This is a genomic window from Enterococcus sp. RIT-PI-f (assembly GCF_001297065.1).
Classification (GTDB): domain Bacteria; phylum Bacillota; class Bacilli; order Lactobacillales; family Enterococcaceae; genus Enterococcus_D.
In genome coordinates, this window is the sequence record NZ_LHOX01000015.1 from 351738 (window position 1) to 376403 (window position 24666).

The 24666-nt window shown below is 35.4% G+C and carries 15 protein-coding genes, 1 pseudogene and 1 riboswitch; of the genes and pseudogenes, 12 read left to right on the plus strand and 4 right to left on the minus strand.

Going from position 1 to position 24666, the window contains the following annotated elements; all coding sequences use genetic code 11:
- Window positions 1–45: 45 nt before the first annotated feature.
- Both sufB and AEQ18_RS16055 read left to right on the plus strand, forming a co-directional pair.
- Window positions 46–1437, plus strand: a complete 1392-nt coding sequence (gene sufB, locus AEQ18_RS08560) for a Fe-S cluster assembly protein SufB (protein ID WP_054115912.1) — start codon at window positions 46–48, stop codon at window positions 1435–1437.
- Between the two features lie 145 nt (window positions 1438–1582).
- On the plus strand, window positions 1583–1768 hold the full coding sequence (locus AEQ18_RS16055; RefSeq protein ID WP_442855696.1) for a DUF4767 domain-containing protein: 186 nt from the start codon (window positions 1583–1585) through the stop codon (window positions 1766–1768).
- On the opposite strand, the pseudogene AEQ18_RS08565 reads toward AEQ18_RS16055, so the two are convergent.
- The 3 genes and pseudogenes from AEQ18_RS08565 to AEQ18_RS08575 form a co-directional block, all read right to left on the minus strand.
- Window positions 1744–3099 (minus strand): annotated as a pseudogene (locus AEQ18_RS08565) (SpaA isopeptide-forming pilin-related protein); the annotation flags it as partial. The gene AEQ18_RS16055 and the pseudogene AEQ18_RS08565 overlap by 25 nt on opposite strands.
- A 356-nt stretch (window positions 3100–3455) precedes the next feature.
- A complete protein-coding gene (locus tag AEQ18_RS08570; protein ID WP_054115913.1) occupies window positions 3456–5690 on the minus strand; it encodes a S8 family peptidase in 2235 nt (744 codons plus the stop codon).
- A 3-nt stretch (window positions 5691–5693) separates the two neighbouring features.
- Window positions 5694–6800 carry an AAA family ATPase gene (locus AEQ18_RS08575; RefSeq protein ID WP_054115914.1) on the minus strand — a complete coding sequence of 369 codons (1107 nt, stop codon included), beginning with the start codon at window positions 6798–6800 and terminating at the stop codon, window positions 5694–5696.
- A 312-nt stretch (window positions 6801–7112) separates the two neighbouring features.
- On the opposite strand from AEQ18_RS08575, the gene AEQ18_RS08580 reads away from it, so the two are divergent.
- The 9 genes from AEQ18_RS08580 (at window position 7113) to AEQ18_RS08620 (ending at window position 20925) form a co-directional block, all read left to right on the plus strand.
- A complete protein-coding gene (locus AEQ18_RS08580; protein ID WP_054115915.1) occupies window positions 7113–12140 on the plus strand; it encodes a sacsin N-terminal ATP-binding-like domain-containing protein in 5028 nt (1675 codons plus the stop codon).
- A 625-nt stretch (window positions 12141–12765) separates the two neighbouring features.
- A riboswitch (Fluoride riboswitch) is annotated at window positions 12766–12839 on the plus strand.
- A gap of 40 nt (window positions 12840–12879) precedes the next feature.
- Entirely contained in the window at window positions 12880–14052 is a 1173-nt protein-coding gene (locus AEQ18_RS08585; protein ID WP_054115916.1) for a cation:proton antiporter domain-containing protein, read from the plus strand.
- Window positions 14053–14177: 125 nt separating this feature from the next.
- Window positions 14178–15371 (plus strand): ATP-binding protein, encoded by a 1194-nt coding sequence (locus AEQ18_RS08590; RefSeq protein ID WP_054115917.1) that lies wholly within the window; start codon window positions 14178–14180, stop codon window positions 15369–15371.
- Between the two features lie 296 nt (window positions 15372–15667).
- On the plus strand, window positions 15668–16951 hold the full coding sequence (locus AEQ18_RS08595) for a PTS sugar transporter subunit IIC (protein ID WP_054115918.1): 1284 nt from the start codon (window positions 15668–15670) through the stop codon (window positions 16949–16951).
- Between the two features lie 181 nt (window positions 16952–17132).
- Entirely contained in the window at window positions 17133–17873 is a 741-nt protein-coding gene (locus AEQ18_RS08600; RefSeq protein ID WP_054115919.1) for a GntR family transcriptional regulator, read from the plus strand.
- A gap of 196 nt (window positions 17874–18069) precedes the next feature.
- The gene (locus AEQ18_RS08605; RefSeq protein ID WP_054115920.1) at window positions 18070–18282 is read left to right on the plus strand and encodes a helix-turn-helix transcriptional regulator; all 213 of its coding nucleotides are present in this window, start codon (window positions 18070–18072) and stop codon (window positions 18280–18282) included.
- On the plus strand, window positions 18279–18875 hold the full coding sequence (locus tag AEQ18_RS08610) for a hypothetical protein (protein WP_054115921.1): 597 nt from the start codon (window positions 18279–18281) through the stop codon (window positions 18873–18875). The genes AEQ18_RS08605 and AEQ18_RS08610 overlap by 4 nt, the downstream gene beginning before the upstream one ends.
- A 237-nt stretch (window positions 18876–19112) precedes the next feature.
- The gene (locus AEQ18_RS08615; protein WP_054115922.1) at window positions 19113–19628 is read left to right on the plus strand and encodes a hypothetical protein; all 516 of its coding nucleotides are present in this window, start codon (window positions 19113–19115) and stop codon (window positions 19626–19628) included.
- Between the two features lie 13 nt (window positions 19629–19641).
- On the plus strand, window positions 19642–20925 hold the full coding sequence (locus tag AEQ18_RS08620; RefSeq protein ID WP_054115923.1) for a hypothetical protein: 1284 nt from the start codon (window positions 19642–19644) through the stop codon (window positions 20923–20925).
- Window positions 20926–20994: 69 nt separating this feature from the next.
- Here the strand turns inward: AEQ18_RS08620 and AEQ18_RS08625 are convergent, their stop codons facing one another.
- Window positions 20995–21375 carry a type II toxin-antitoxin system HicB family antitoxin gene (locus AEQ18_RS08625; protein ID WP_054115924.1) on the minus strand — a complete coding sequence of 127 codons (381 nt, stop codon included), beginning with the start codon at window positions 21373–21375 and terminating at the stop codon, window positions 20995–20997.
- A 297-nt stretch (window positions 21376–21672) separates the two neighbouring features.
- On the opposite strand from AEQ18_RS08625, the gene AEQ18_RS08630 reads away from it, so the two are divergent.
- Entirely contained in the window at window positions 21673–24666 is a 2994-nt protein-coding gene (locus AEQ18_RS08630; protein WP_054115925.1) for a DEAD/DEAH box helicase family protein, read from the plus strand.

The following is a 24666-nucleotide window of genomic DNA, read 5'->3' on the forward strand; positions in this document are numbered from 1 at the left end:
ACTGATCATACAATCACCTAGTCACAAATCAAAGGAGTGAGAATCATGGGTGTACCTGAATTAGAAGAATATAAATTTGGCTTCCACGATGACGTAGAACCAGTTTTTAGTACTGGCAAAGGCTTGACTGAAGACATCGTCCGTGAAATCTCACGGGTCAAAGAAGAACCAGAATGGATGCTCGATTTTCGTTTGAAATCATTAGAAGCATTCAATAAGATGCCCATGCAAAACTGGGGTCCTGACTTATCTGACATCGATTTCGATGCCATCAAATATTACCAAAAATCAAGTGACCGTCCGGCCCGCGATTGGGATGACGTGCCAGATAAAATCAAAGAAACGTTTGAACGTATCGGGATTCCTGAAGCCGAGCGTGCGTACCTAGCGGGTGCTTCAGCCCAGTACGAATCAGAAGTGGTCTACCACAACATGAAAGAAGAGTTTGAGAAATTAGGGATCATCTTTACGGATACTGATTCAGCATTAAAGGAATATCCTGAAATCTTCAAACAGTACTTCTCAAAATTAGTGCCGCCAACAGATAATAAATTGGCCGCGCTCAATTCAGCCGTTTGGTCTGGCGGCACCTTTATTTATGTGCCAAAAGGCGTCCGTGTCGACGTGCCTTTGCAAACCTATTTCCGGATCAATGCCGAAAATACTGGACAATTTGAGCGGACATTGATCGTGGTTGATGAAGGCGCCAGCGTTCATTACGTTGAGGGCTGTACCGCACCAACGTATTCAACCAACAGCTTGCATGCTGCCATCGTTGAAATCTTTACGTTGAAAGATGCCTATTGCCGCTATACGACCATTCAAAACTGGTCTGACAATGTCTACAACCTTGTGACCAAACGGGCCAAGGCGCTAGAAGGCGCGACAGTCGAATGGATCGATGGCAATCTAGGGGCTAAAACTACGATGAAGTACCCAAGTGTCTACCTAGACGGCAAAGGTGCCCGCGGCACGATGTTGTCGATCGCTTTTGCAGGAGCGAATCAAGTCCAAGATACAGGTGCCAAAATGATCCACAACGCACCAAACACATCCAGCTCAATCGTCTCAAAATCAATCTCTAAAGACGGCGGTGCAGTAAACTATCGCGGACAAGTTACTTTCGGTAAGAAGAGCACAGGCTCCATCTCGCATATCGAATGTGACACGATCATCATGGATGACCTATCAAAATCCGATACCATTCCATTCAATGAAATTCATAACAGCCAAGTGTCACTTGAACACGAAGCCAAAGTCTCCAAAATCTCAGAAGAACAATTATACTATCTGATGAGCCGCGGCTTATCAGAAGGTGAAGCCACCGAAATGATCGTCATGGGCTTCGTAGAACCATTTACGAAGGAATTGCCGATGGAATACGCGGTTGAGTTGAACCGGTTGATTAGTTATGAGATGGAAGGGTCTGTGGGGTAATACCTATTTATAAGCTAGAAGTCTTGATGAATAAGACTTCTAGCTTTTTTATTATACCTTAGAAGAAATGATGGTTGATGAAATTTTATAGAATGCTGATAAGGATAAAAAGCTTAATGACTTTATGAATATTTGGAGGCAAACCATGAATCAGATGTATAAACAATACAGTCCGAATAATAATGTTGATTTATACGGTTTACAACTTCCTGACTCGGTTCAGAATAACAATAAGTGGCAGGCGGTTATTGGTAACACGCCAATAGTTTTAAACTGGTCAGAAAGTGGTAAGGTGAATTCAAAAGGAAGCGGGGTTCTATTCATCAAGTAACCAGCAGGAGCAGCTGTTTCAATGGCTTCATATTTTCCTAGATATAGATTTGACATATCAATTAGTTCACCATTTTGATCTGTTTGAACAGTGGCAACTATACTTCCTTTTTTCGTATGAACATAATTGCCTACTTTAATATCTTCACGAGCTTTAATGGTGAAGGTAACGCCTGCTAAAGGAATATAATCAAAGGTGATTTCATGTAACTGTCCATAGTCTGAACCTTTTGTGGTAACACTTGAAACCTTCTGACCAGTTTTCTTTAGATGAAGCAATCCTTGTTGGGCTTTGTTTCCAAATACCACTTCAATTGTTTTATTAGGTTCAATCGTGATTTCTTTAGATTTACCTTTATTTACAAACCCGTTGTTGGCAGTCACTTCGGTGATTTTTACTTTCATCCCAGCTTTTAAGTCATTAATTTGTGCTAAACCGTTAGTATCAGTGACAATCTCTTTGGACTGACCGTTATACTCAAATTTCATTTTTGTATTGGGAACAGGTTGTCCAGTATCTTCATCCACTTTTTTCAATTTGACATTGCCGTTTAAATTGACTTTGACATTTAACTGGAAGGAGCCTGCATTAGATAATTTGAAAGTAGCTACTTTTTGTTCATTGGGTTTGTTATAAACAAAGCTTGTACCAATGTCACCAGCATTGGCAATATTGTACTGTAAATTACCAGTTTCTTTGGAGGAGCTGGTCGCAGTTAACTTCAATTGATTTCCTGTTTTATTTATTTGAAGATTAGCAGAATTACTAACAAGATTTCCATATTTACTTAAAACACCGTTTGTATCATCAAGTGTAATAGAGTCTCCAACATTCAAGGTTACAGTCTGATTATTGAATGAAGGTTTCGTATTGTGAGAATTCACTTTTGCTAGGATTTCATTTTTTCGATTTTGATAGTTGGGAAGAGTAGTGGATAGTTGATCGCTAAATGATTCCCAAATCATATTCTGAGTAATCCCATAGTTTTCACTTGTAGGATTCGTTTTATAGCCATAATAGACGATCAGAGATAAACGATCTTTTTCAGCAATTGTGAGTTCTGATGGATCAAAATGAGAACCACCGTTTAAAATGGTACCATGTTCAATACAAAAGGCAGGTTCGCCCTCCGCCTTAATCATGTGAACACCATCGTCTGTCCAGTGAAGACCAGCAGGGTTCGCTAAATACCAAGTAGAAACGTAATCAGCAATTCTTGTGTAGTTGACGGTAGCAGCAAGGGCAGTAATTGGAGTTACAAAAAAACTAGCCATAATTACTATCAATCCGAGATAGCTGGCTAGTTTGTGCTTTTTACATTTAGTTGTCATTGTTTCTTTTCCTCCTTGAGTTATTTTGTTTTTTTAGGTTAAGAGAGGGACTTCTGATTAGTGGGGACAAGGGTTTTGATTCAACTCCTTTTAAATAAAATTAATGGCTAATATCTATAGAATTTTTAACTATTTAAATTTGAATTCAAAAAAAGACATCCCTTGGAGAGATGCTTTCACTATTTATTGGTTCTTCTCAATTAATCAGAATTAGCAATTAAATCGTTGAAATAATGGTTTAAGAACTTCTTTTTCTATTCTAGAAATTTTTAACTTTAAATAGACTGATACTTTAAAGTTCTTCTGAATAGTGTATATAGTGAGTATTTTTCTTTCAAATTTATAGATGAATTCCACTAAAACTCATTAGAAATTCGTAATTCATTTTCAAGTTGTACATTAATTGGTTGTAAAACCCGATATTCATTTATAATTTCATCATATAAGTCACCATTATAATTTAAAGCCTCTACAGTAATAGCTACACTATATCGAACCCGTGTCTTAGTAGTTTCTCTATCTAATGCATGAACTGTCAAGAAAGGGTAATCTAAAGTTTTAGCGAAACAAACTTTACTTCGTTTTACCACAGTGTCCCATTTTTGCTCGTTTCTTCTATCTGCTTCAGAGGCAAATTTCATTGGTGTTGAACTAGCTTGAATAGTACTTTGTTTAAACCCTTTCGCTTCCAATTCTTGTATTTCTTTAGATTGATGAACAATATTTCTTGCGTAAGAGGTTTTACCTAGTCTGTAATTAAATGTATTTTCATTTGGATAAAAAGTGTCCTCTAAGGCAGTTGATGTATAACCTTCAGCAAATAGAGGATTGGGCTGAGTATCAGAGACAATTGTCCATGAAATTTTGTACTTTTTAGCTGAACTATTTTGAGGTAATGGGATTCGCAATTTAGCTGAATTTTTTACAGACATTTCATTATTATATAAGATAGTAACTTTGTTCTTAGAACATGTCAAAATATCATCAGTTCGTGAAATACAAGCCCCGTAACCTAGTTCGTGATTGACTTCTTGAATTTCATTTGATGCATTTTGAGTTAAGAGAGCACGAGCAGTGAGTACTCCAACATCCTTGCTTTTTATCATTAGCTCAGCTGCTTTTTTCGCAACTACAGGTGCGGAAAAGCTTGTTCCCATAACATTGTTCATAGAAAATGAATCCGAATTTAATACTTGAAGCGGGCGACTAGTAGAGCCACCATGCTCACATAAATCTGGTTTAATTTTACAACCTTCTCGTCCAAAACCAACAGAACTATATATGGCTCGGGAGTAGTCACCACCTTGATTTATAGCATAGGAACCAACACCAATTCCGTTAACCATATCTGCTGGTGACTGGATTCTATTAAGAGGAGATGGTTTAGAACCAGTATTTCCTACCGCTACAGTGAATAATTTTTTATAGTCATAAGATAGTTGATCCAATGCTGTTGTGAATCGGCTAATATCATCATCCAGAATATTTCCTATTGGGCCAACAGAAACGTTAAAAACATCAACATCCTTCAATTTAGGAACAGCTTCTTCGATAAGGTCGATTGACTCATACAGATCGATATCATCAGAATCTGAAGTTGGGAAAACACGAATACTTTCTATTCCTAATAAAGGGGTCATTAATTGTTCATCTTTCTTCATATCATATAAGTCACCATATAATGCCATACTTGCAACATTTGAACCATGTTGTGTAAACATATCACTAGATGGAGAGGCTACTTCAAAATTCTGAGTAACATAGCTTGAGAAAAAAGGGTTGCCCAAGTTCACTCCACCATCAATTATGCCTATTTTTTTTGTGGGTATAGGTGAGGCAACAGGTTCTTTTACTTTTACCATGAAGGGATCTTCGCTAAAAGAATTAACTTCAACTTTAAGTGGATGTACTGTTCTTAAAGGGTTGAACTCTGCAACATTTTTTAGTTTATCTTTTGAAATAATAGTACTTACAAATAGAGGTCCATGATCATACTTTTTGTATTTAACTTTTTGGCGCTGTTCAGCTGTTAGGTCTAGTAAAGAGTAGAGTTTTTCTAAAACTAACTGTGTTTCTTCAAATGGATGTAGAACGAACTCAACACGTCCGTTATCCCATGATTCTTCAAAACCAAGGACAGTCTCATCCACATTTAAAATATTTATTTCTTCTATCTTTCTTAAATCATCTTTGAAGCTTTTCGTATTAAATGACGTCAAATTTTTAATATTATTATCTATGTTATTAGGATCAAGTTTGATAAAATTCATTTTACTTTCTTTTCCAGAGTCGGTAATCCATTTTCGAGAACCAATATTTTCGTAATTTAAGTTTCTAAAAAAAGTTTCAGGTGTGTAAGACTTAGCGAGGAAATCCTCATGTAAACGAACAGTAACAACAATTTTATTCATTTTTTTTTCTTCAGGTATTTTTGTTATCTCTGATTCTAATTGTTTCAAATTTGAAGTAACTAATTCTAATGCTTCAGAATAAGAACGGGGGTATTTTTTTGGTCCACCACCACTGCTTTTAGTAATTGGCTCTACTAGGTTTTCGCCACGACCAAGAATAGGTCTACGTTCATTTGACATAAGTTATTCCTCCTCTTTTAAATATCTATTTATTGAAGATAATGGAAATCCTGTTAATTTTGCTAAATCTCTTTGAGTAGCTTTTTTTTCATAATCTTTTTTTAGTGCCACAACTAATTTTTTCTTTAAGTTATGTTCAGAAATTACATTTGTTTCGATGATACTCTTGATGATATTTGTTTCTATGTTTCCGCCAGAAACAATTTGTTTTTGTAATGAACTAGAACTGATTTGTTCAATGTCAGAAGGGGAAACATCAGTTAATGTGGAACTTAAAAATGAGATGAAGTCATCATTTATTTCAACAACTCCTCTATCTAAATAATATTTCCAAAGTTTGAGTCTAAGTGATTTATCTGGTTTTTCAACTTCAATTTTCAAATTGAATCTTCTCCAAATTGCATTGTCCAAAAGTTCAGGATGATTTGTTGCTGCAATTAGAATACAATCGAATGGCCAAGTTTCTAACTCTTTTAAAAGAACGTTTACGATTCTTTTTAATTCTCCAAGATCACTAGAATCATCTCTTCTTTTAGCAATTGCATCAAATTCATCTAAAAATAGGATAGAAGGGGATCGTTTAGCGTAATCTAAAACCTCTTTAATATTTTTCCCAGTTTTTCCAAGATAGCTTGAAATTGTGGAAGATAAGTCCAAGGTAATAAGAGGTAATTGGGTTTTATTAGAAATATATTTGGCTAAAAATGTTTTACCAACACCTGGTTCTCCGTAAAGAAGTAAACTATTAGAAGGAGCAATTCCAAAATCAATGAGTTTTTCCATGTGCTCCCTATTTTTTAAAAAGTTATCTATAGTTTCTTCATATTTTTTTGAAAGAAAAATTTTTGAAGAAAAGTCTTCGTTATTCTCTAGTTTTACGAGACTGTTTAAACCTTCTTCATCTCTTGGGACTGGTTCTTGACCAAAAGCTCTTGTTAAAGAAGCACCTGATCTGTAATTAGATAGAATGGCTGAAATTTTTTTTGCAGTATCTTCATCCTCTTTCTTTAGAGCGCGAATAATGTTAAGAGAAGATAATTCAACTGTCTCAATATCATTTTCAAACGCAGCCATAATTAGATTTGGGAGATTTTTATTTATATGATTCATTTTTAATCAACCTTTCTTTAGTGGGACAAGGATAATATACCATTAATAAAGGTTTTTATCAACTTTTTGTTCCTTGTTTTTATTTTTATTTAAAATGGAACATAACTGAGTTTAGATTTTTAATATAGATCTATATAAGCTATATTTTATTTTTTTGAATTAAATAGTGTAAATATCTTCCACTGTTTCTTTAGTTTAATCAATTATACTAGCTATCCATTATCGTTTTGTGAGCTATGGTATAATTTTAATAACATTAATTAAGCTATTTTTTGATATTTATTTAGAAAAGAAATGGAGATGAGGTTGAATATGAGAATAAAAGATCAAATTGAGAAAACTTTTCAAGAGAACTCTATTTATGCACAACCAATGCAGGCTGTTAACCAAGCAAGTTCGTTGAATGCGTTATCAAGTGATTTATATACAGATTCAAAAAGATTTATTTATGAGCTTTTACAAAATGCAGATGATTCTTGCAAAAATGATAAAACTATTAAAGTATGGATAAAAATTTTTGGTGATAATTTAGTGATAGCGCATTCTGGAAGTCCTTTTACAAAAAGAGATGTTCAAGGAATTTGTAATATAAATAATGGTACAAAGAAAACGGATATATCGAAAACTGGATACAAAGGTATAGGTTTTAAATCAGTTTTTGGTCAATCTGATAAAGTCACAATATACACGGAGGATGAGTATTTTAGTTTTGATGCTAATTATCAATTTGAGTGGACTTGGGAAGATACTAAAGAGCATTGGGAAACGAATAACGATAGGGAATTTCAATTTCCTTGGCAAATTATCCCCATATATACAGAATCAAAAGATATTTCAAAATCTATCAATCAATTTGTTGAAAATGATGAAGTAAAAGTTGCAACAATAATCCATATGAAAAATATACATGAAACAAGTGAAGCCATTCAAAGTCTAGCTAATAATTTAAATGTTTTTTTATTCCTTAAAAATATTTGTGAAATAAATTTTGATTTAGAAGAAAAGAATAGTATTAAAATCGATAGATCTGTCGAAAACAGAATAAGTTTGCAGAAAAATAATGAGGCTACAATTGATTGGTTAATAAATACAATACAGTTAAAAGTTCCTCAAAATGTAAAATATGAAATGCAAGATGAGAGGAATGTTCCTGATAAATTACTAAAAACTGAAGTAATAGAATTAGCTCTTGCTGCAAAAATTGAGGCAGATGGGATTGTTAAACTATCAAATCATGAAAAGCTTCTTTATTCATATTTACCTACCGACGAAACTAAATATTCCTTGCCAGTTCTTGCTAATACAAGCTTCTTAACTTCTGCCAATCGTGAGTCACTTCATACAGATTCCAAATGGAATCAGTGGCTGTTTAAAACAATAGCTGTTGAGATTTTTCGTTGGATATCAGTATTAGTATTGAGTGAATTTAAATCTGAAGCCTATAAATTGATTCCAAATAAAAGCGTTGAAAATGATTTGGGTAAAGCATTTAATGAAGGGATACATGAAGCATTAAAAAGCGTTCCATTTATACTTTCAAAACAAAATGAATTAATTAAAATTGAAAATACTATAGTTGATTTTACATCTTTATCTGATAAAAAATTTATAGAAAAAGATTCAATAAAATTTTTTGCTACTAATAGAGGTAATACGGTACTTTCAGTTCAAGATAAGCAGTTCGCTAAAAACAAACAGTTTTTTTATGATTTTAAAAAAATGGGTGCTATAAGTTTTGAGTGGAATGATTTAAAGTCTTTTCTTTCATCAAAAAAATTTATTGAGACTCATACGATCAGCAATAATATTGATTTAATAAAATATATTAAAATAGTATGCTCATCTGGAAAAAATATGGTGGTTACTGAGAGTTTCTGTAGTGAACTTCCATTTATTTGGGATCAAAAAAATGTTCTTAATTATCCTAATAGAGTATGTTTTCCAGTAGCGGGTGATGACAACTGGAATAATTCAAATAATGAATTGTCTTTTGTTCATCAAGAATTACAAAATTGGTTAGTAAATGATATGGATAGCAGACAATGGCTAGAAAAAATAGGGATTACCGAGAGAACAGATACTACCTATATAGCTCAGAATATTTTGCCTAATGCAAATTCTTATATTACAAAAGATAATGCGATACAGACAATCAGAGAATTGTTCGGTTTATATATGAAAGGTGAATTAAAAAAAGATCTAATCATACAATTAGCAGATTTGAAATTACTTACTTTAAATGATACTCTTTGTCCTGCAAAAATGTGCTATCTTTCGAATTATTATAATCCGAGATTAAAGAGCGAAAAAATTTTAGAAAAAGATATTTTTGTTAGTAGCTCCTACTGTGAAAACTCTTTATATAAAGATGAATGGAAAATATTTTTTAAAATTCTTGGAGTTCAAGAAGGCATTTCAGAAATAAAATATTTAAACAAAAGTTCTACATCTAGTTTAGTTGATTCAGGTATAAAAAATGAATATTTCGAAAGTGAAGACAAGTATTTCAAACCATACGTTACTATTTTTAAAGCAGATACTTTTAGTGAAGTAATAACCATGAACTACATTAATTTTATAGAAAATAACTATGAATTTTCTTTGGAATTTTGGAATGACTATATAGAAAACTTTGATAGTGAAAGTCTAGAAATTCCAGCTAGAGCTTACTGGGGAAATGAAGGAAGACCAGGTAGACGAAATGGTGATGCTGTAGAAAACTATGTTCCATGGCTCATTAATAATGCTAAAATTATACCTACTCTTTTGAAGAAATGTGAGATATCAAGTAAGGTATTACTAAATACAAAGGAAATTAAAGAACTCTCTGGAAAATACTTACCAGTTTTTAGTGGTCCTGAGTTGAACTCTGATTGGAGATCATTTTTCAATTTTAAAACTGCTTTAAATGTAGCTGATTATTTAGAAATACTAAAACAAATCTCTTTAGATACTGATAAAAACAATTACTTGAAAAGTGAAAATTATGAGAGGATTCAGTCTATATACTCTAAATTATTAATACAATGTATCAATTGGAATACCGATGATATAGAGACCGTAAAAGCTTGGTCACAAACTGAACAATTGTTAAATACGAAAAGACAATTTACAAAGTGTAACTCTCTTAAATTCTTTTTAGACGGTAATGAGAATGTATTCCAAGAGCAATATATATTCATGATGCTTAGTGCTGAAAATAGAGAGCATCCAAACCTAGAAAAGTTATTAGAATATTTTCAAGTAAAGCTATTAAGACAAAGTGAATTTGAGTTAATTTATCATCAATTGGAAGAAGCTACATCTTTAAAAGAAAAAATAAGAAGGATACTTCCGTTTTTTGGAATTTGGATTGCTAGTGAAGATAACGATAGTGATGTAGTCAATATAGTAAATGAATTACAAGCAAAAGTTAGTGATTTGGAAATTTACCAATCTGATAAGTTTGAAATCACATATACAGGTATAGATTTTACTAAAGGTGTAAACACTCACTATAATGAACGAAAGCTTTATGTGACTTATCCTTGGAATTCTAATAGTGTATTTTTGACCCTATCAGAAATATTGTGTAAATATTTCTGTTTGAACGGATATGGTAAAAAACTCGACTTTTTACTTAGATCAACGCAGGATGAGATTCAAGAGTATTTTGAACAAGAAGAATTAGAAATTCCAGCTATACTTTACAATGAATTTGATTCTAACACTTTAATAAAAAATTATCCTATTTCTAATTTTGCAGATATTGAAAGAGTGGTTAATGAGAAAGAAACGACCTTAGAATTTTTTCACATGTCTAAATCAGATTATGAAGGACTAAAGTATGCGGAGAGACTTATATCCAGATCAGTAGAAAACGTGCTGAGTCATTTAGAAAAATTACCAGAGTATGATTGCTCAAATTATTTTAAAATTGCTACTAGTATTATTGGTGGTATAATCAAAAATGGCAATGAAATAACTGTAGTAGCAAGACCATCCGATAATAATCAAGTATTAATATATTACACGTCAGAGTTTGATGTTCTTGAGTACGTTGATGCTGAACTTTGGTATGAAGATGGAACAAATATTCCCCAAAAAATTACAATGGGTCAACTTTTGAAAAAAACTGGTGTAAACAGAATACCTATAAATACTATTGAACTATCAGAAAGTGAAATTGAAAGTTTAACTAATGAGTCAAAATCCGAAATTTTAGAGTTTAATGCGGTACCTTATGCTCCACAAAAAATAGCAAAAATTATATCATCTTTAGCTAATACGAGTGGAGGTAAATTAATTTTTGGAATGACAGAAATATCTCCAGATTTGAATGAAGTTGTAGGGCTTAGTACGGATTTTTCTGTTACAGAAATTACTAAAAATGCAATTTCCCTGCTATCTCCTATTCCAAATGTAGTCTTTGATTGGGCGATACATGAAGACAAAAGCATTTTTGTAATAAAAACAGATAAATCAGGTGAAGATATCCTATTAGGGAATAATAAATATGTTAGAGTTGAATCTCAGAGTGTTATAGAAGGTAAATCTGAGCAAATAACTCAATTGAGTGCGCCTAGATATACTAGAACATTAGCTATCATCATTGCTATAGAAGATTATACAAAAAGAGAAAATAATCAAATTACTAAAGTCAAGTATGCTATTAATGACGCGCTAGAATTTAAAAAAATGTTAGTGGAGTCTATGAATATCTCTGAAGAAGACATAGTAATGATTACCAATGAAAATGCATTGAAGAGTAATTTAGAAAATGATTTAAAATACCATTTTTATAATTTAAATGAAGAAGATCGCTTGATTTTTTACTACGTTGGTCATGGATTTCATGATGGTATTACCAATTATTTATCTACTTTTGATATGCACCCGTCTAATGTAATTGAGACGGCCGTTTCATTAAAGAGAATATTATTAGAGCCTCTACAAAAATCAAAATGCAATAATGCACTTATTTTTATAGATGCATGTGCCCAAATGTTTCAAAATCCAAATGAGAGAAATAACATTAAGGATATTAATGATGAAGAAATTAAACTATTTTCAAGTGAGTTCCCTTATTATGCTACTTTTTTATCTTGTCAAACAGGAGAAAGTTCTTATTCAAGTGATAAATTAAGTAATGGAATATGGACGTATCATTTAGTAAAAGCATTGAAAGGACAGGTACCTGAAGTACTTAGTGATAATAAATATATTACGGATATATCGTTACAAGAGTATTTATCTAAAAGTGTGGCGGAATATACAAAACATGAGCTAGGCTATAATCAAAATCCTAAATCAATTTTAGATTCAAGTTATACAAGCGTTATATCTGAAATTAAAAATTAAAATTCTGACAATAATAAAGTGATATGGATCAAAGATTTTTAGGTTTTTTGTATTAAGGTGTTTTATTAGTATTTATTCTAGCTCGTAATTTTCTTACTAAAAATCATCTGAAATATCCATATTTTTTTCGTTGAAACAGTTTGAAACTAACTCAAAACTAACTACAATTAGCAAAAATTAACGGGATACAACAGTATTCACTAGGAAAACAGAATACTGTTATATCAACGTTTAGAGTCCCTTAGAGCCCTCAAAAAAAGCTAACTTTCTGCTGGAAGGGTCTGTGGGGTAATGCCTATTTAAAAGCTATAAACTTTGATATATAAAACTTCTAGCTTTTTTCGGTAAATCTGCTAAACTCAAGACAGATAAAATTTTTTTATTTATTCAACAATTTGAGCAGTCCTAAAGTCTTCCCACTTAAAGTGGTAGCTGCTTTAACCGTGTTGGCCATATCCAATATATGACCAACACGATATGTGTTATCTTACAATTGCCATAATCAACGAGAAAAAGTTAAGGGCAGTCTTTTCGTGAAGTATATATAACATAAGTCAATTTATGTTCATTTAAGGTTTCACCAAAAACACTAATGACCAACAATAAAATATATATCATAATATAACGTAAATAAGGGAATGAATGTCTCCCTCAGTGATGCTGGAACCGCAAATGATTGCTAATGACTTCTACAGGCTTTTTTAAGCTTGTAGAAGTCATTTTTTTTTAGGAGGAAATGATGATAGGTAGTATAGTATTTGTCACACTTGGAGGCTTGGTGATCAGGCACGTATGTAAAAAAGTAAATGTTCCGCCATTGATAGGATTTTTAGGTATAGGTATATTTTTGGGGCCATTCACATTGGATGTATTATCGGACGACTTATTAAATAGGTCATCAGAAATAAGAACGATTGCTTTGATCATTATTTTATCCAAGGCAGGATTAGCCATGAATATTTCTGATTTTAAACATGTCGGAGGTCCGGCAATACGCATGTGTTTTGTGCCGGCAATGATTGAAATCATTGGCACGATGCTATTTGTGCCTCTTTTGATTGGTTTGTCACTTCTGGAGTCAGCTTTACTTGGGAGTATTATCGCGGCAGTTTCACCTGCAGTGGTTGTGCCGCGTATGGTTCAATGTATTGAGAAAGGCTATGGGAAAGAGCATAGTGTGCCGCAGATTATTCTAGCAGGCGCTTCAGTTGAAGATGTTATTGTTCTCGTTCTTTTTTCATCATTGTTAGGGTTGCATCAAAGTGCTGATAGCGCATTTTTGCAGTTGATTGATATTCCAGTTTCAATGATTTTAGGCACACTTGCCTGTCTGGTCGTTGGAAACTTGCTCGTATGGTTATTTAAAAGATATCGCATCTTCGACTCGATGAAAGTACTGCTTCTTCTATCAATTTCGCTGCTATTTATGGCTGTAGAATCTAGGTTAGCAGGTCTCGTGGCTTTTTCAGGAATGCTTAGTGTACTAGGAATCAATGTCATTATTTTATATAAAAACAAAATAGTCGCACAAAGGCTAGCCCAAAAATTCAATTATTTATGGAACATTGGAGAAATATTTCTTTTTGTGTTAGTGGGCGCTAGTGTGAATATAGACTATGCCATAGCTGCAGGCTTTATGCCGATACTTCTGATTCTAGTTTTAGCAGCAATACGCATGAGTGGTGTCTTTCTTTCTCTGTCCAAAACAAGATTAACATTAAAAGAAAAATCGTTTTGTATGATTGCCTATTTACCAAAAGCAACTGTACAAGCAGCTGTTGGTTCAGTTCCGCTGTCATTAGGCTTGCCAGCTGGAGAAATGATACTCACCGTGTCCGTACTCGCCATATTGATCACAGCACCAATGGGCGCTTTTTTGATTGACTCTTTCGTTAGAAACGTGAAAATCTGAACCAAAAGAGGAAAGAAATGCTAACTAAACTTCATTAAAACGTAATTACGACATAAATTTGAAGTTAACTTCAAATAATGATAAAATTTAATATAATATGATGTTTAGAAACGAGGTGGAAATGGATGTTTGAAAGGCCTACATATCTTCAACGGCTCATTGACTTTAAAGACACTGACTTTATTAAGGTGATTACAGGTGTCAGACGCTCGGGGAAGTCTGTTCTACTACTTTTATTCAAAGAATATTTAAAGCAAGAGGACATTCCGGATGATCATATCATTTACATGAACTTTGAGAGTTTTGACTACCAAACCATTACGACAGAGGAGAAGCTGCGGGAAAAGTTCCAGGAACTGTTGCCTAAAGATGGGAAAAAAGTCTATTTGTTACTAGACGAAGTCCAAGTAGTCGATGGCTGGCAACGGGTTATCAATGGCGTTCGAGTGAGTTTTAATAGTGACATTGTGATTACAGGTTCGAATGCCAACATGCTCTCTGGCGAATTAGCAACGCTTTTAAGTGGGCGCTATATTGAAATCCCTATGTATCCTTTGTCCTTCCAAGAGTTTTTAGCGGTAAAACAGATCCATCCCGATTCAAGAAAAGTAGATCCAGCCTATGAAGAGTATGAAAAGTATGGCGGATTCCCAAGTGTTGTGATTGCGGAAGAAGGAATCAAAGATACAATTCTATCAGGTATATTTGATACAATTGTTTTGAATGATGTTGCATTAAGAGCCGGCATAAAGGACCCTGTTGTTTTGAAATCAGTGATTCGATTTTTAGCAGATAATGTTGGACAACTTGTGAACACGAGTAAAATTGTTCATACATTGAAGAGTGAAGGGATTGAAACCACCAGTCACACAGTAAATAGGTATTTAGATTTATTGGAGAGCGGGTATTTATTTTATCGTGCAAAACAATATGATATACGCGGTCGAGAGTATCTAAGGACGAATGGCAAGTACTTTATAGTGGACACAGGACTGAGAAGAAATGCGGTGGGACGAAAAGATGGCAACTACAGTAATCGTTTAGAAAATATTGTGTATGTTGAACTGCTTCGCAGAGGATATCATGTTGATATTGGCAAAATAGAGCAAAAAGAAATTGATTTTATTGCGCGAAAATTAGATGAGACACTTTATGTTCAGGTTGCTTATCAATTACCTCATCATACGCGTGAAACAGATAATTTACTCAATATTAAAGACAACTATAAAAAAATTGTTTTGACTGGGCGCTATTATGAGGTTGAACAAATTGATGGAATCCCCATTATTTATATTGCAGATTGGCTGCTGGATGAATAGAACAGGTTAATTGAAATCAATGCGTTGCAATGTGATGTTGTTTTATCGCTATTGTGATCATTTTAAAGTCTTTAAGTCATCAGAGGAATAGTTCTCTCTCTGATGGCTTTTTTTCAATGGTTAGCTAAAACAATCTGTTTCGTCATCTTTAAAAGTAACTCTAATCAAATGATAAGCTAGGTTAATAAAAAGATTGATTCCGAAAAAGAAAAGACTAGACATGGAATTATTTCCGTGCTATTCTTTATTAGAAATCGGTTTCACTATTTTGTTAAGGGTTTGAAAGGAGAAAAATAATGGATAAATTTATAGGATTTATGGAGAAGCATTTCATTCCGATTGCTTCTAAAATTGGGTCTCAACGACATTTGGTTGCAATTCGGGATGGGTTTATTGTGACGATGCCATTGATGATTCTAGGATCATTTGGGGTATTGATCAATAATTTGCCAATTCCTGCATATATTGATTTCATGAATGGGATTTTCGGAGAAGGTACGTGGCAGGCATTTGGGAATAATTTATCAGCTGGTACTTTTTCAATACTAGGACTTTTAATCGCTTTCACGGTGTCGTATAATTTAGCTAAGAGCTACAATCAAGACGCATTAGGTGCCGGCGCTATCTCAGTAGCAAGTTTCTTCGCTTTGGGTGCAATTGCTACCGATGCCGATGGCTTGCTGACAGCAGCTGGATTAGGTTCTCAAGGATTATTTTTGGCTTTGATCGTTGCAATTATTTCAACTGAGATTTTCCGTCGTTTGGCAGGCAATCCACGTTTGGTCATCAATATGCCTGATGGGGTGCCACCTGCAGTGTCTCGTTCATTTGCGGCTTTGTTCCCTGCAATGATTACAGTGTCGATCTTTGCTTTGTTTACAGCAATTTTCCAAGCGCTTGGTGTGACGAGCATCGTTCTTTCATTCTATGAGTTGGTGCAACAACCATTTATGGGATTGGCAAATTCATATCCAGCAGCGCTATTGTTAGGTTTCATTTCTGCATTCTTATGGTTCTTTGGTTTACATGGTGCCAATATCATCGATCCATTTATGCAAACGATCAATGTACCAGCTATCGAAGCCAATGCAAAAGCATTGCAAGCTGGAACGGATCTGCCTTACATCGTCAACAAACCGTTCTTTGATTCATTTGTCAATATCGGTGGTACAGGTGCAACATTAGGCTTATTGATTGCGATTTTCTTAGTTGCTCGTCATCATAAAGCGTATATGACTGTGGCAAAATTGTCAGTTGCGCCAGGTATCTTCATGATCAATGAACCTGTAATGTTTGGGTTGCCAGTTGTGCTGAATCCGATTTTGTTCATTCCATACGTGTTGACACCATTGGTTCTAGTCACAACAGCGTATTTCGCAACGGCCACCGGGCTTGTTCCTGCGGCTACCGTGATTGCACCATGGACAACACCACCGATTATTGGCGGTATTTTATCTACACAAAGTATTGCTGGTGGGATTCTAGCAGCAGTCAACTTGATTTTATCCGTTGTGATTTACCTGCCATTTGTTAAAATGGCGCAAATTCAAGAAACACGTCGTTTAAAAAACGCAGAATAAACAAATAGTTCATTTCAGCTAAATAAAGAAAAAACAGACTGACCGGCTGCGAGTAAAGTGTGCATCTCCACCTCATTGTGTGACAAATCAAGTTGCAGCAGGTGTTGACACACTATCGTCAAGCCGGTTCTTTTTTAGTCGTTTTGGAAAAAAATTGGAAACCGTTTCGGAGGTGGCAAAGATGCCGAAGTATTTGGAGATTGCAGATGTACTGCGTAAAAGAATCAAAGATGGGACTTACCCAAAAGACAGCTTGTTGCCATATCAAACAGAGCTGGTGGAAGAATTTGGTGTCAGTCGCATGACAATCAAGAATGCGGTCAATATCCTGATCATGGAAGGGCTGCTGCTGACGAAACGAGGATCCGGTACGAAGGTGTTGAACCATTCTTTTGCAGGCAAAGATACATCTTCAGTAACAGAATACAAAGGGTTAAGTTACCAAATGAAACAAGAAAAACGGCAGTTGACAAGTCAAGTCATTACATTTGAAGTCTGCTTTCCTACGACTAGGATCCAAGAGATGTTGCAAGTGACGCCTGAACAACCTGTCTATCATGTCATCAGACTGCGGGTTCTTGAGGGAAATCCATACATACTTGAGCACTCGTATATGCCTGTCGATTTGGTGCGTGGGTTGACCAAAGATATTTTGGAAGACTCGGTTTATGATTACATCCTGCAAGACTTAGGCCATCGATTTGCCGGCGCTTATCGGACCTTTCAAGCAGCGAAAAGCGATCAGTACGATCAGGCTTATCTTGATTGCAAAGAAGATGACCCAGTATTGGAGTTGGAGCAGATCATTTATTTAGAATCTGGCCGACCAATCGATTACTCGTATAGCCGTAATCGCTATGATGTGAAAGGCTATTCGATGTTGGATATGAAACCTGATTTGCTGCAGCATCATAAAAAATAGCAGGGAAATTCGGGCAGTTGGTTCCAAAAAGGTAAAGGATACGCGTGATGGAAGTAGTAGCTTTCGTCACGCATTTTTTTATGTCTAAGAGTATCAAATGAAGTCGCAAGACGCGTTCTTAGTGTAAAGGTACCTTTACACTAATCCTTCTATTATGATACACTAGTTGTAAAGTAAACTTGACAGGAGAAAAGCAATGCCCGTTATGAATAGAGTAAGGATGATCCGTGAAAAAGCTAAACTATCACAAGGCGAACTGGCTGAAATCCTCGGTGTTTCTAGGCAAACCGTCAATGCTATCGAAACCAATAAGTATAATCCATCCTTGGAACTCGCTTTACGTATTGCTCATTATTTTCAACTGCCTATCGAGGATATTTTTAGATTGACTGGGGGGAATGCTAAATGAAACATTTTCGTTCGGATATCATCCAAAAAATTGTGCTGATGATTTGGACCGTTGGCAATCTAGTGGTATTTGCGTGGTTAGGTAAGTGGTATATTGGCCTAATCTTTCTGGTTGTCTTTTATCTCATTTTGGCTTTGATGCTTTGGCTGACACGCGGGGCGCGACTTGGAAAAAAGACCTATGATGAAAGACAATTGAAATTAAAAAGCAGGAGTTATGAAATAGGCTTGTCTATTGGCGGTCTGTTATTATATTTGGCACCCAATTACTTCAGAGACACCACTCAATTTGCATTATTTGTTATTGGTGTGGTTGGGATGATCATCTTTGGGTATCAAATCATCACAGAAAGTCTATTCGCATGGAATGAATCGAAAAAAGAACGGTATGGTGTTTTGGGTACTGTGACTGTTCTAGGTATTTTGGGTCTGACGTTGTATATTCGGGATACGATAATCGGCACACAATCTTTTTTGGCAAATGGTAGGATTGCCATCGATTCTGGGTTTTGGCTGTTTTTGGCTTGTTTTGTCGTGGGGTGTTTGGGGTGGATACGGATGTATGTGGATAGACATATGATGTTGAAATCTTGATTACGATAGTCAAGTTGAGGTAACATGTATGCAAATGAATAGAGCGACCATTTTGCGCATGGATCAAAAAGAACAAATGAAGATAGTGATTGCAAAACAAGAGGTGGAAGTTTTACTTTCACCTCTTGTTTTATCACTTGATAAAAAATATAAATAAATAACCATTTTCTTCTTGTCACTACTGAAAGTAAAGGCTATCATAATAGTGTTAGTAAATAAATATAGGGTGGTAAAAAAATGAAAGAGTATCAAGATATTATGAATGGCTATCAGAAATACAAAGACTATCAGAGGAAAGTTCTCGCAGTATCGATGGGGTTGATTGTTTTAGCAAGCATCATTGTTTATTTGGATCTTGTTAGAATCAGTCCTTTCTTGATCTACTTGGCAGGAATGGGTATCGCTCTTGTTTATGCTACTAAAACACGGGTTGAAACGGCAACCTATCCACAACTGAAAAAATACTTGCGAAAGGCAAATCCGACCTTATCAAAACAAGAAGCACTCGTCTTTTTTATTGATCAGCAACTGAATAAACTGCCAATGGATGAGGCAAATGACTTATTTGCTTGGCTGGCCGATGATAAAAAATGGCAAGATAAAGAAATACGTAAAGATTTTCATGGGAAAATAGATGAACTCAGAGCCTATTATCTGTTTTTGAATGAAATGACTGGTGATGAAGAGAATGGGGAAATCTCTTTTGATACCTATCGGGCGTTGGATACGAATCGTCATAAAGAGTTGGTTTAATAGGAGAATGAGGATGAAATTAAGAAAAGAGTTATTAGGGATTGTATTGGCATTTTCAATGACAGGGATCATTGCGACTTCTGCAAATGCCAATGCCTATCAAGAAGTATATAACCAACAAGAAAAACAAGAACAAAAAATAAAAACATTACTCGAATCTGAATTTATTTCAGCAGATGAGCAAAGTATTTTAAAAAATGAACTTTCAACTTTTGAGCAAGCAAAAAATAGTCAAAACAGACAAGGCTTATTGTCGCTAATTGCGCAAAGTGAAGAACAAGTTTCACAGGTTTCGCAAAGTGTCGCTTCTATGGAAGCCAATGCGATTCAAACCGAACTAGGACAAGTAGAAATACAAATCGACGCTTTAGCTGAAAAAAGCGATGAAGCATTTATAAGTAAAGAAGACCAAGACCAAATCAAGGACCTAGTAGAGAAGTATCAGACAGTTAGTGACACAAAAGAAATCACACCAGTCCGTGCACTAGCTGATGAAGCAAAGACACTGACGGAAGCAGTCACAGATAATCAAAAAGAACTGATTTCTCTAGTTGATACACTCAAGGCAGATAACGAATCAAGTGATACACTGTTAAAGAAACCGTATCTGTCAGATAGTGAAAAAAAAGAGTTGAACCAAAATAAAGCAGACAATCAACAATTCTTTGAAGATGCGGATGTAAAGCAAGCTGTAGTTGATAGACAAGAAGCGTCATCTAAGCTGATCGAAACGGTCAGTCAGAAGCAAGCAGCTACTGCTAAAGATTTCAAATCATATGAAGACAAAGCGAAATCTCTGATCAACGAAACCAAATCGCTCCTGAGCAATGGCGATCTTTCCGACGACGAGAAAACAGAACTGACCTCTGCGAAAACCCAATTAGAAGACAGTTTAGTGTTGAAAGACTACACACCTGGAAATTTAAAAACAGGCTTCACAGATTTGGACGATCAGTATACCAACGCGAAAACAAGCAGTGACAAACGAATCGCTGACAAGAAAAAAGCAGCGGCACAGGCTGAACGTGAAAAACAAGAAAAAGAGCAAGCCGCCCAAGCCAAAGCAGCGGAAGAAGCAAGTCAAGCCAGCAGTAACCAAACAAGTTCGAATCAATCCACACCTTCACCTTCATTGGTAGGAGAATGGTATCAAGCGCCTGACGGATATAAATTTTTGAAGGTTGAAAGTGGTAAGACATATGGACAAGTTAAGATTCCTAGTAACTTTACATTGATTACTGCAACAGAAGCACAAAGTTATACGCCAGGCCACGGAAACGGGTATGCCAAACAATAGCGTATGAAAAATGCAAGCAGACCACATTACTACGATGGGGTCTGTTTTTTTTGTCGATTAGATGACATATCAGCCAAACTTCTTATAAAGCGCCTCAGTCAAAGTCTCAGAAAAATTGATTTGCTCTTTCTCAGCTTTTTTTGCCAACCATTCTGGAATCGTTACGTTCTTGCGAATCGTTTTGTTTCCGCGAATGTAAGGCATAGAATTTGCTTGGACCAAGGTGACAAAATCGTTGGTATCCGCCAAAATGATGGCGCGGATATCGGGGGCATCGGGTAAGGTCAGATCTTCATCTATATAATAAGCAATGATGCTAGACAAGAAATCTTTGGCTTCTTCCATTGCTTCCTCTAATGAATCGCCTTGTGTACCGCCATTGAATGCTGGAAATGTTACAGAATAGCCGTCTTCTTCGGTGTGGAAAATAGCTGGATAGGTTTTTAACAATTGTATCGACTCCTTTGATTTTTGATAAAGAGTTAGCGCAGTCCAAGTTGCTTCAGCAGCTTAAGGGTAACTCCTTTGTATTTTTATTATACGCATAATGCGCATTGGAATCAATTGTCAAAAATTCGAGTCAGTAAAACTGCAGTTAAAATAAACCACGCTTTCAGAAATATCTCAAAAGATCAGGATTGAACCATGATATAATCATATTGACTATATTAAACTTACGCAGTAAATCAGCATGAGTTTAAAAAAAAGCAACTTTAAAAATTAGATAATGTGAAAGGAAAGATGTAGGTGGCAGAAGCAAAGTTTGAAGCAGCATTGATTAAAAAACTTGAAGCTGAAGGGTGGACTTATCGAGAAGATTTGTCTAATGTCAGCATCAAAAAAATTGAACAGCACTGGCGAGAAGTCTTAAATGAAACAAATGCGCATAAGTTGGATGGTATACCATTATCTGATATTGAATTTGGCTTAATCTTGCAAGAATTACAACGCATTCGGACACCTTATGATGCGCAGTTGCTATTGGTTGGCGCGGGTGGTGTCGGATCAATTCCGCTAACAAGAGATGATGGATCAAATATTGAAATTGAAATTTTTTATGAAGATGATGTCGCAGGGGGACGTTCACGATATGAGGTAGTTAGTCAAATCAATTTTACCGAATTGCCTCAAGGGTTAACTACTAAACGCATCATTGATCTTGCATTATTAATTAATGGTATACCTGTTGCACATATCGAAGAAAAAGATGAGCATTTGCAGAATCAGTGGAGTGCCTTTGAACAATTAAAAGGATACCACGGTGATGGTTTATACCAAGGGTTATTCGCATTTGTTCAAGTTCAGTTTATTTTGAGTCAACATTCCGCGCATTACTTTGCGAGACCGAATGCATTTGAACATTATAATAAGACCTATGTATTTGGATGGCGTGATGAAAAAAACAATGATATAACGGATGCTTTTGTTTTTGTCCATCAAGTAATGGGGATACCAGCGTTGCATCGATTAATCACTGTAAATATGATTCCCGATGCATCAAATGATAATTTGATGGTGATGCGCAGCTATCAAATTCAAGCGACGCGTCAAATTTTGCAACGAATGAAAGAAATGGAAACTAGCGGCTTAATTCAAAAAGAAGGCGGCTATATCTGGCATACTACCGGATCGGGCAAGACAGTCACTTCTTTTAAAGTGGCACAACTTTTGGCATCCGCGCCAAGGATCAGAAACGTGCTATTCATTGTTGACCGTGTTGATCTAATTGATCAGACATTAGAGAATTTCAAAGATTTTGCTTATATCCATTTTAAACAACGGATTAAAAAGGTGAATGGTCGGGAACTAAAACAGGCTTTGAAGCATAAAGGTGCTTCACAGATATTGTTGATATCTGTGCAAGGATTAACTAAGGCAGTTAAAAATGGCTTAAAGAATGAAGATTGGAATGTCATCATTATGGATGAAGCCCATCGCAGTGCTAGCGGTGAGTCAGTACAATTGATTAAGCAAGCATTCAAGAAGACGACTTGGTTTGGCTTTACTGGAACACCCAATTTTTATTCCGATGAATTAAACGATATCAAAACATCACGTGAGATTTCAACCCATGATATTTTTGGCAAACGGCTGCACACGTACTCAATCAAAGATGCAATTGGTGATGGTAATGTGCTTGGTTTCGATATAACTTATTTCCGGCCGCATTGGGTGATCGAAAACCCTACGGATAATTTTTCAGAGAAAGACTATGAAAAAGAGATTTACCAAAGTGCTGTGTATAGACATGAAGTAGTAGAAGACATTCTTGAAAACTGGAAGAAGACCTCAAGTGGAGCTTTGGTATCAGGAATCAGAGAAGAAAATGTGTTTCAAGCGATGCTGGCTGTGTCTGGGAAACAAGCGGTAGCACATTACTACAATATTTTTAAAGAGAAGGCACCTCATCTCAATGTAGCCATGACTTTCTCTCGTGATGAGTCCAATGAGCAAGGAACGAAGGAACTTAATGAGTCTTTAAAGAAAGCCATTCATGATTATACAGCGAAATTCAATGTGCCAAGTATATTAGATGCCAAAGATCCTGCTCGTGCATATATGCTGGATATCACGAAACGTTTGGCACGAAAAAAACCGTATAATAAAGGATTAGCTGAAGACCGATTAGACTTGGTCATCGTCTCAGACCAACTTTTGACGGGCTTTGATTCTAAGTTTGTCAATATGATCTATATGGATAAGATGCTTAAAGAAGGTATGTTGATTCAGGCAATGTCCCGAACGAATCGGACATACAATCGCAACAGTAAACCCCATGGAAAAGTCCGTTTCTATCGTCAAGGGGATGAGATGCAAGAATATGTTGAAAATGCATTACGCATTTATACCAAAGGTGGAAATGATACCTTAGAAGAAGCGGAACAAGAAACAGCAGAGCAAGAAACCAAAGATTTGGAAAATGATGACATCTTGGCAAAACCGCAAAGCCATCAGATCCTTGACTTAGAAAGTGCTGTTGTTCGCTTAAAAGAGCTGTCTGATGCGCAATTTGGCAAAACACCCCGCGGAGAAAATGATTTAAAAGAATTCGTCAATCTAGGACTTGCAACGCAAAACAAAATCCAACGCTTAGTTCAACAAGGATATGAATTGGGAAGTGAAATAGAGCTATTAGACGATAAAAGAGATCCAACAGGTGAGATGGTTCGTTTGGATATCTCTAGTAGTGAGGAATTTGGTGCGTTGCAGGCAAGGCTAAATGATGCTCGTGAACGGTTACCAGAAAAGGATCGTCCAGATTTAACAGAGATTAAAGTTGGGCTTGAGTTTTATAATCATCAAATTATTGATTATGACATGTTGGTTGAATTACTGAATACCTTTATAGATGACAAAAGCACAACCAACAAAGAAGCAATTGAAAAACATATTACGCCATTGGATGATGAGAATCGCCAAGAAATTAAGGATATTGTTCAAGATATTGAAGCAGGAGAAATTACAAAACATTTTACAACAGAATCGCTGCAAAATACCCGCAAGAAATATCGAACAGAACGCCGTGAACTCAAAATACGTCGATGGGCTGCCAACCAGAATGTGAATAGTAATATGATTTTAGAGGCATACGATACCTATATGCCAGGACATTCGTTGATAGAAAATCCAAAACTCCATGAGATAGTTAACCGTATCGAAGATCAAGAAAATATTGGTTTCTTTGAAGCTTCAGAATTTGAAGACGCGTTAATGTCCTTTTTTGAAGGGTTTAAAAATTGA

Excerpts from the sequence above, each read along its gene's own strand:
- AEQ18_RS08590 (WP_054115917.1), top strand. The coding sequence starts at position 14,178 with ATGTTTGAAAGGCCTACATATCTTCAACGGCTCATTGACTTTAAAGAC.
- AEQ18_RS08570 (WP_054115913.1), bottom strand. The coding sequence starts at position 5,690 with ATGTCAAATGAACGTAGACCTATTCTTGGTCGTGGCGAAAACCTAGTA.
- AEQ18_RS08585 (WP_054115916.1), top strand. The coding sequence starts at position 12,880 with ATGATAGGTAGTATAGTATTTGTCACACTTGGAGGCTTGGTGATCAGG.
- sufB (WP_054115912.1), top strand. The coding sequence starts at position 46 with ATGGGTGTACCTGAATTAGAAGAATATAAATTTGGCTTCCACGATGAC.
- AEQ18_RS08595 (WP_054115918.1), top strand. The coding sequence starts at position 15,668 with ATGGATAAATTTATAGGATTTATGGAGAAGCATTTCATTCCGATTGCT.
- AEQ18_RS08610 (WP_054115921.1), top strand. The coding sequence starts at position 18,279 with ATGAAACATTTTCGTTCGGATATCATCCAAAAAATTGTGCTGATGATT.
- AEQ18_RS08575 (WP_054115914.1), bottom strand. The coding sequence starts at position 6,800 with ATGAATCATATAAATAAAAATCTCCCAAATCTAATTATGGCTGCGTTT.
- AEQ18_RS08600 (WP_054115919.1), top strand. The coding sequence starts at position 17,133 with ATGCCGAAGTATTTGGAGATTGCAGATGTACTGCGTAAAAGAATCAAA.
- AEQ18_RS08580 (WP_054115915.1), top strand. The coding sequence starts at position 7,113 with ATGAGAATAAAAGATCAAATTGAGAAAACTTTTCAAGAGAACTCTATT.
- AEQ18_RS08620 (WP_054115923.1), top strand. The coding sequence starts at position 19,642 with ATGAAATTAAGAAAAGAGTTATTAGGGATTGTATTGGCATTTTCAATG.
- AEQ18_RS08605 (WP_054115920.1), top strand. The coding sequence starts at position 18,070 with ATGCCCGTTATGAATAGAGTAAGGATGATCCGTGAAAAAGCTAAACTA.
- AEQ18_RS16055 (WP_442855696.1), top strand. The coding sequence starts at position 1,583 with ATGAATCAGATGTATAAACAATACAGTCCGAATAATAATGTTGATTTA.
- AEQ18_RS08615 (WP_054115922.1), top strand. The coding sequence starts at position 19,113 with ATGAAAGAGTATCAAGATATTATGAATGGCTATCAGAAATACAAAGAC.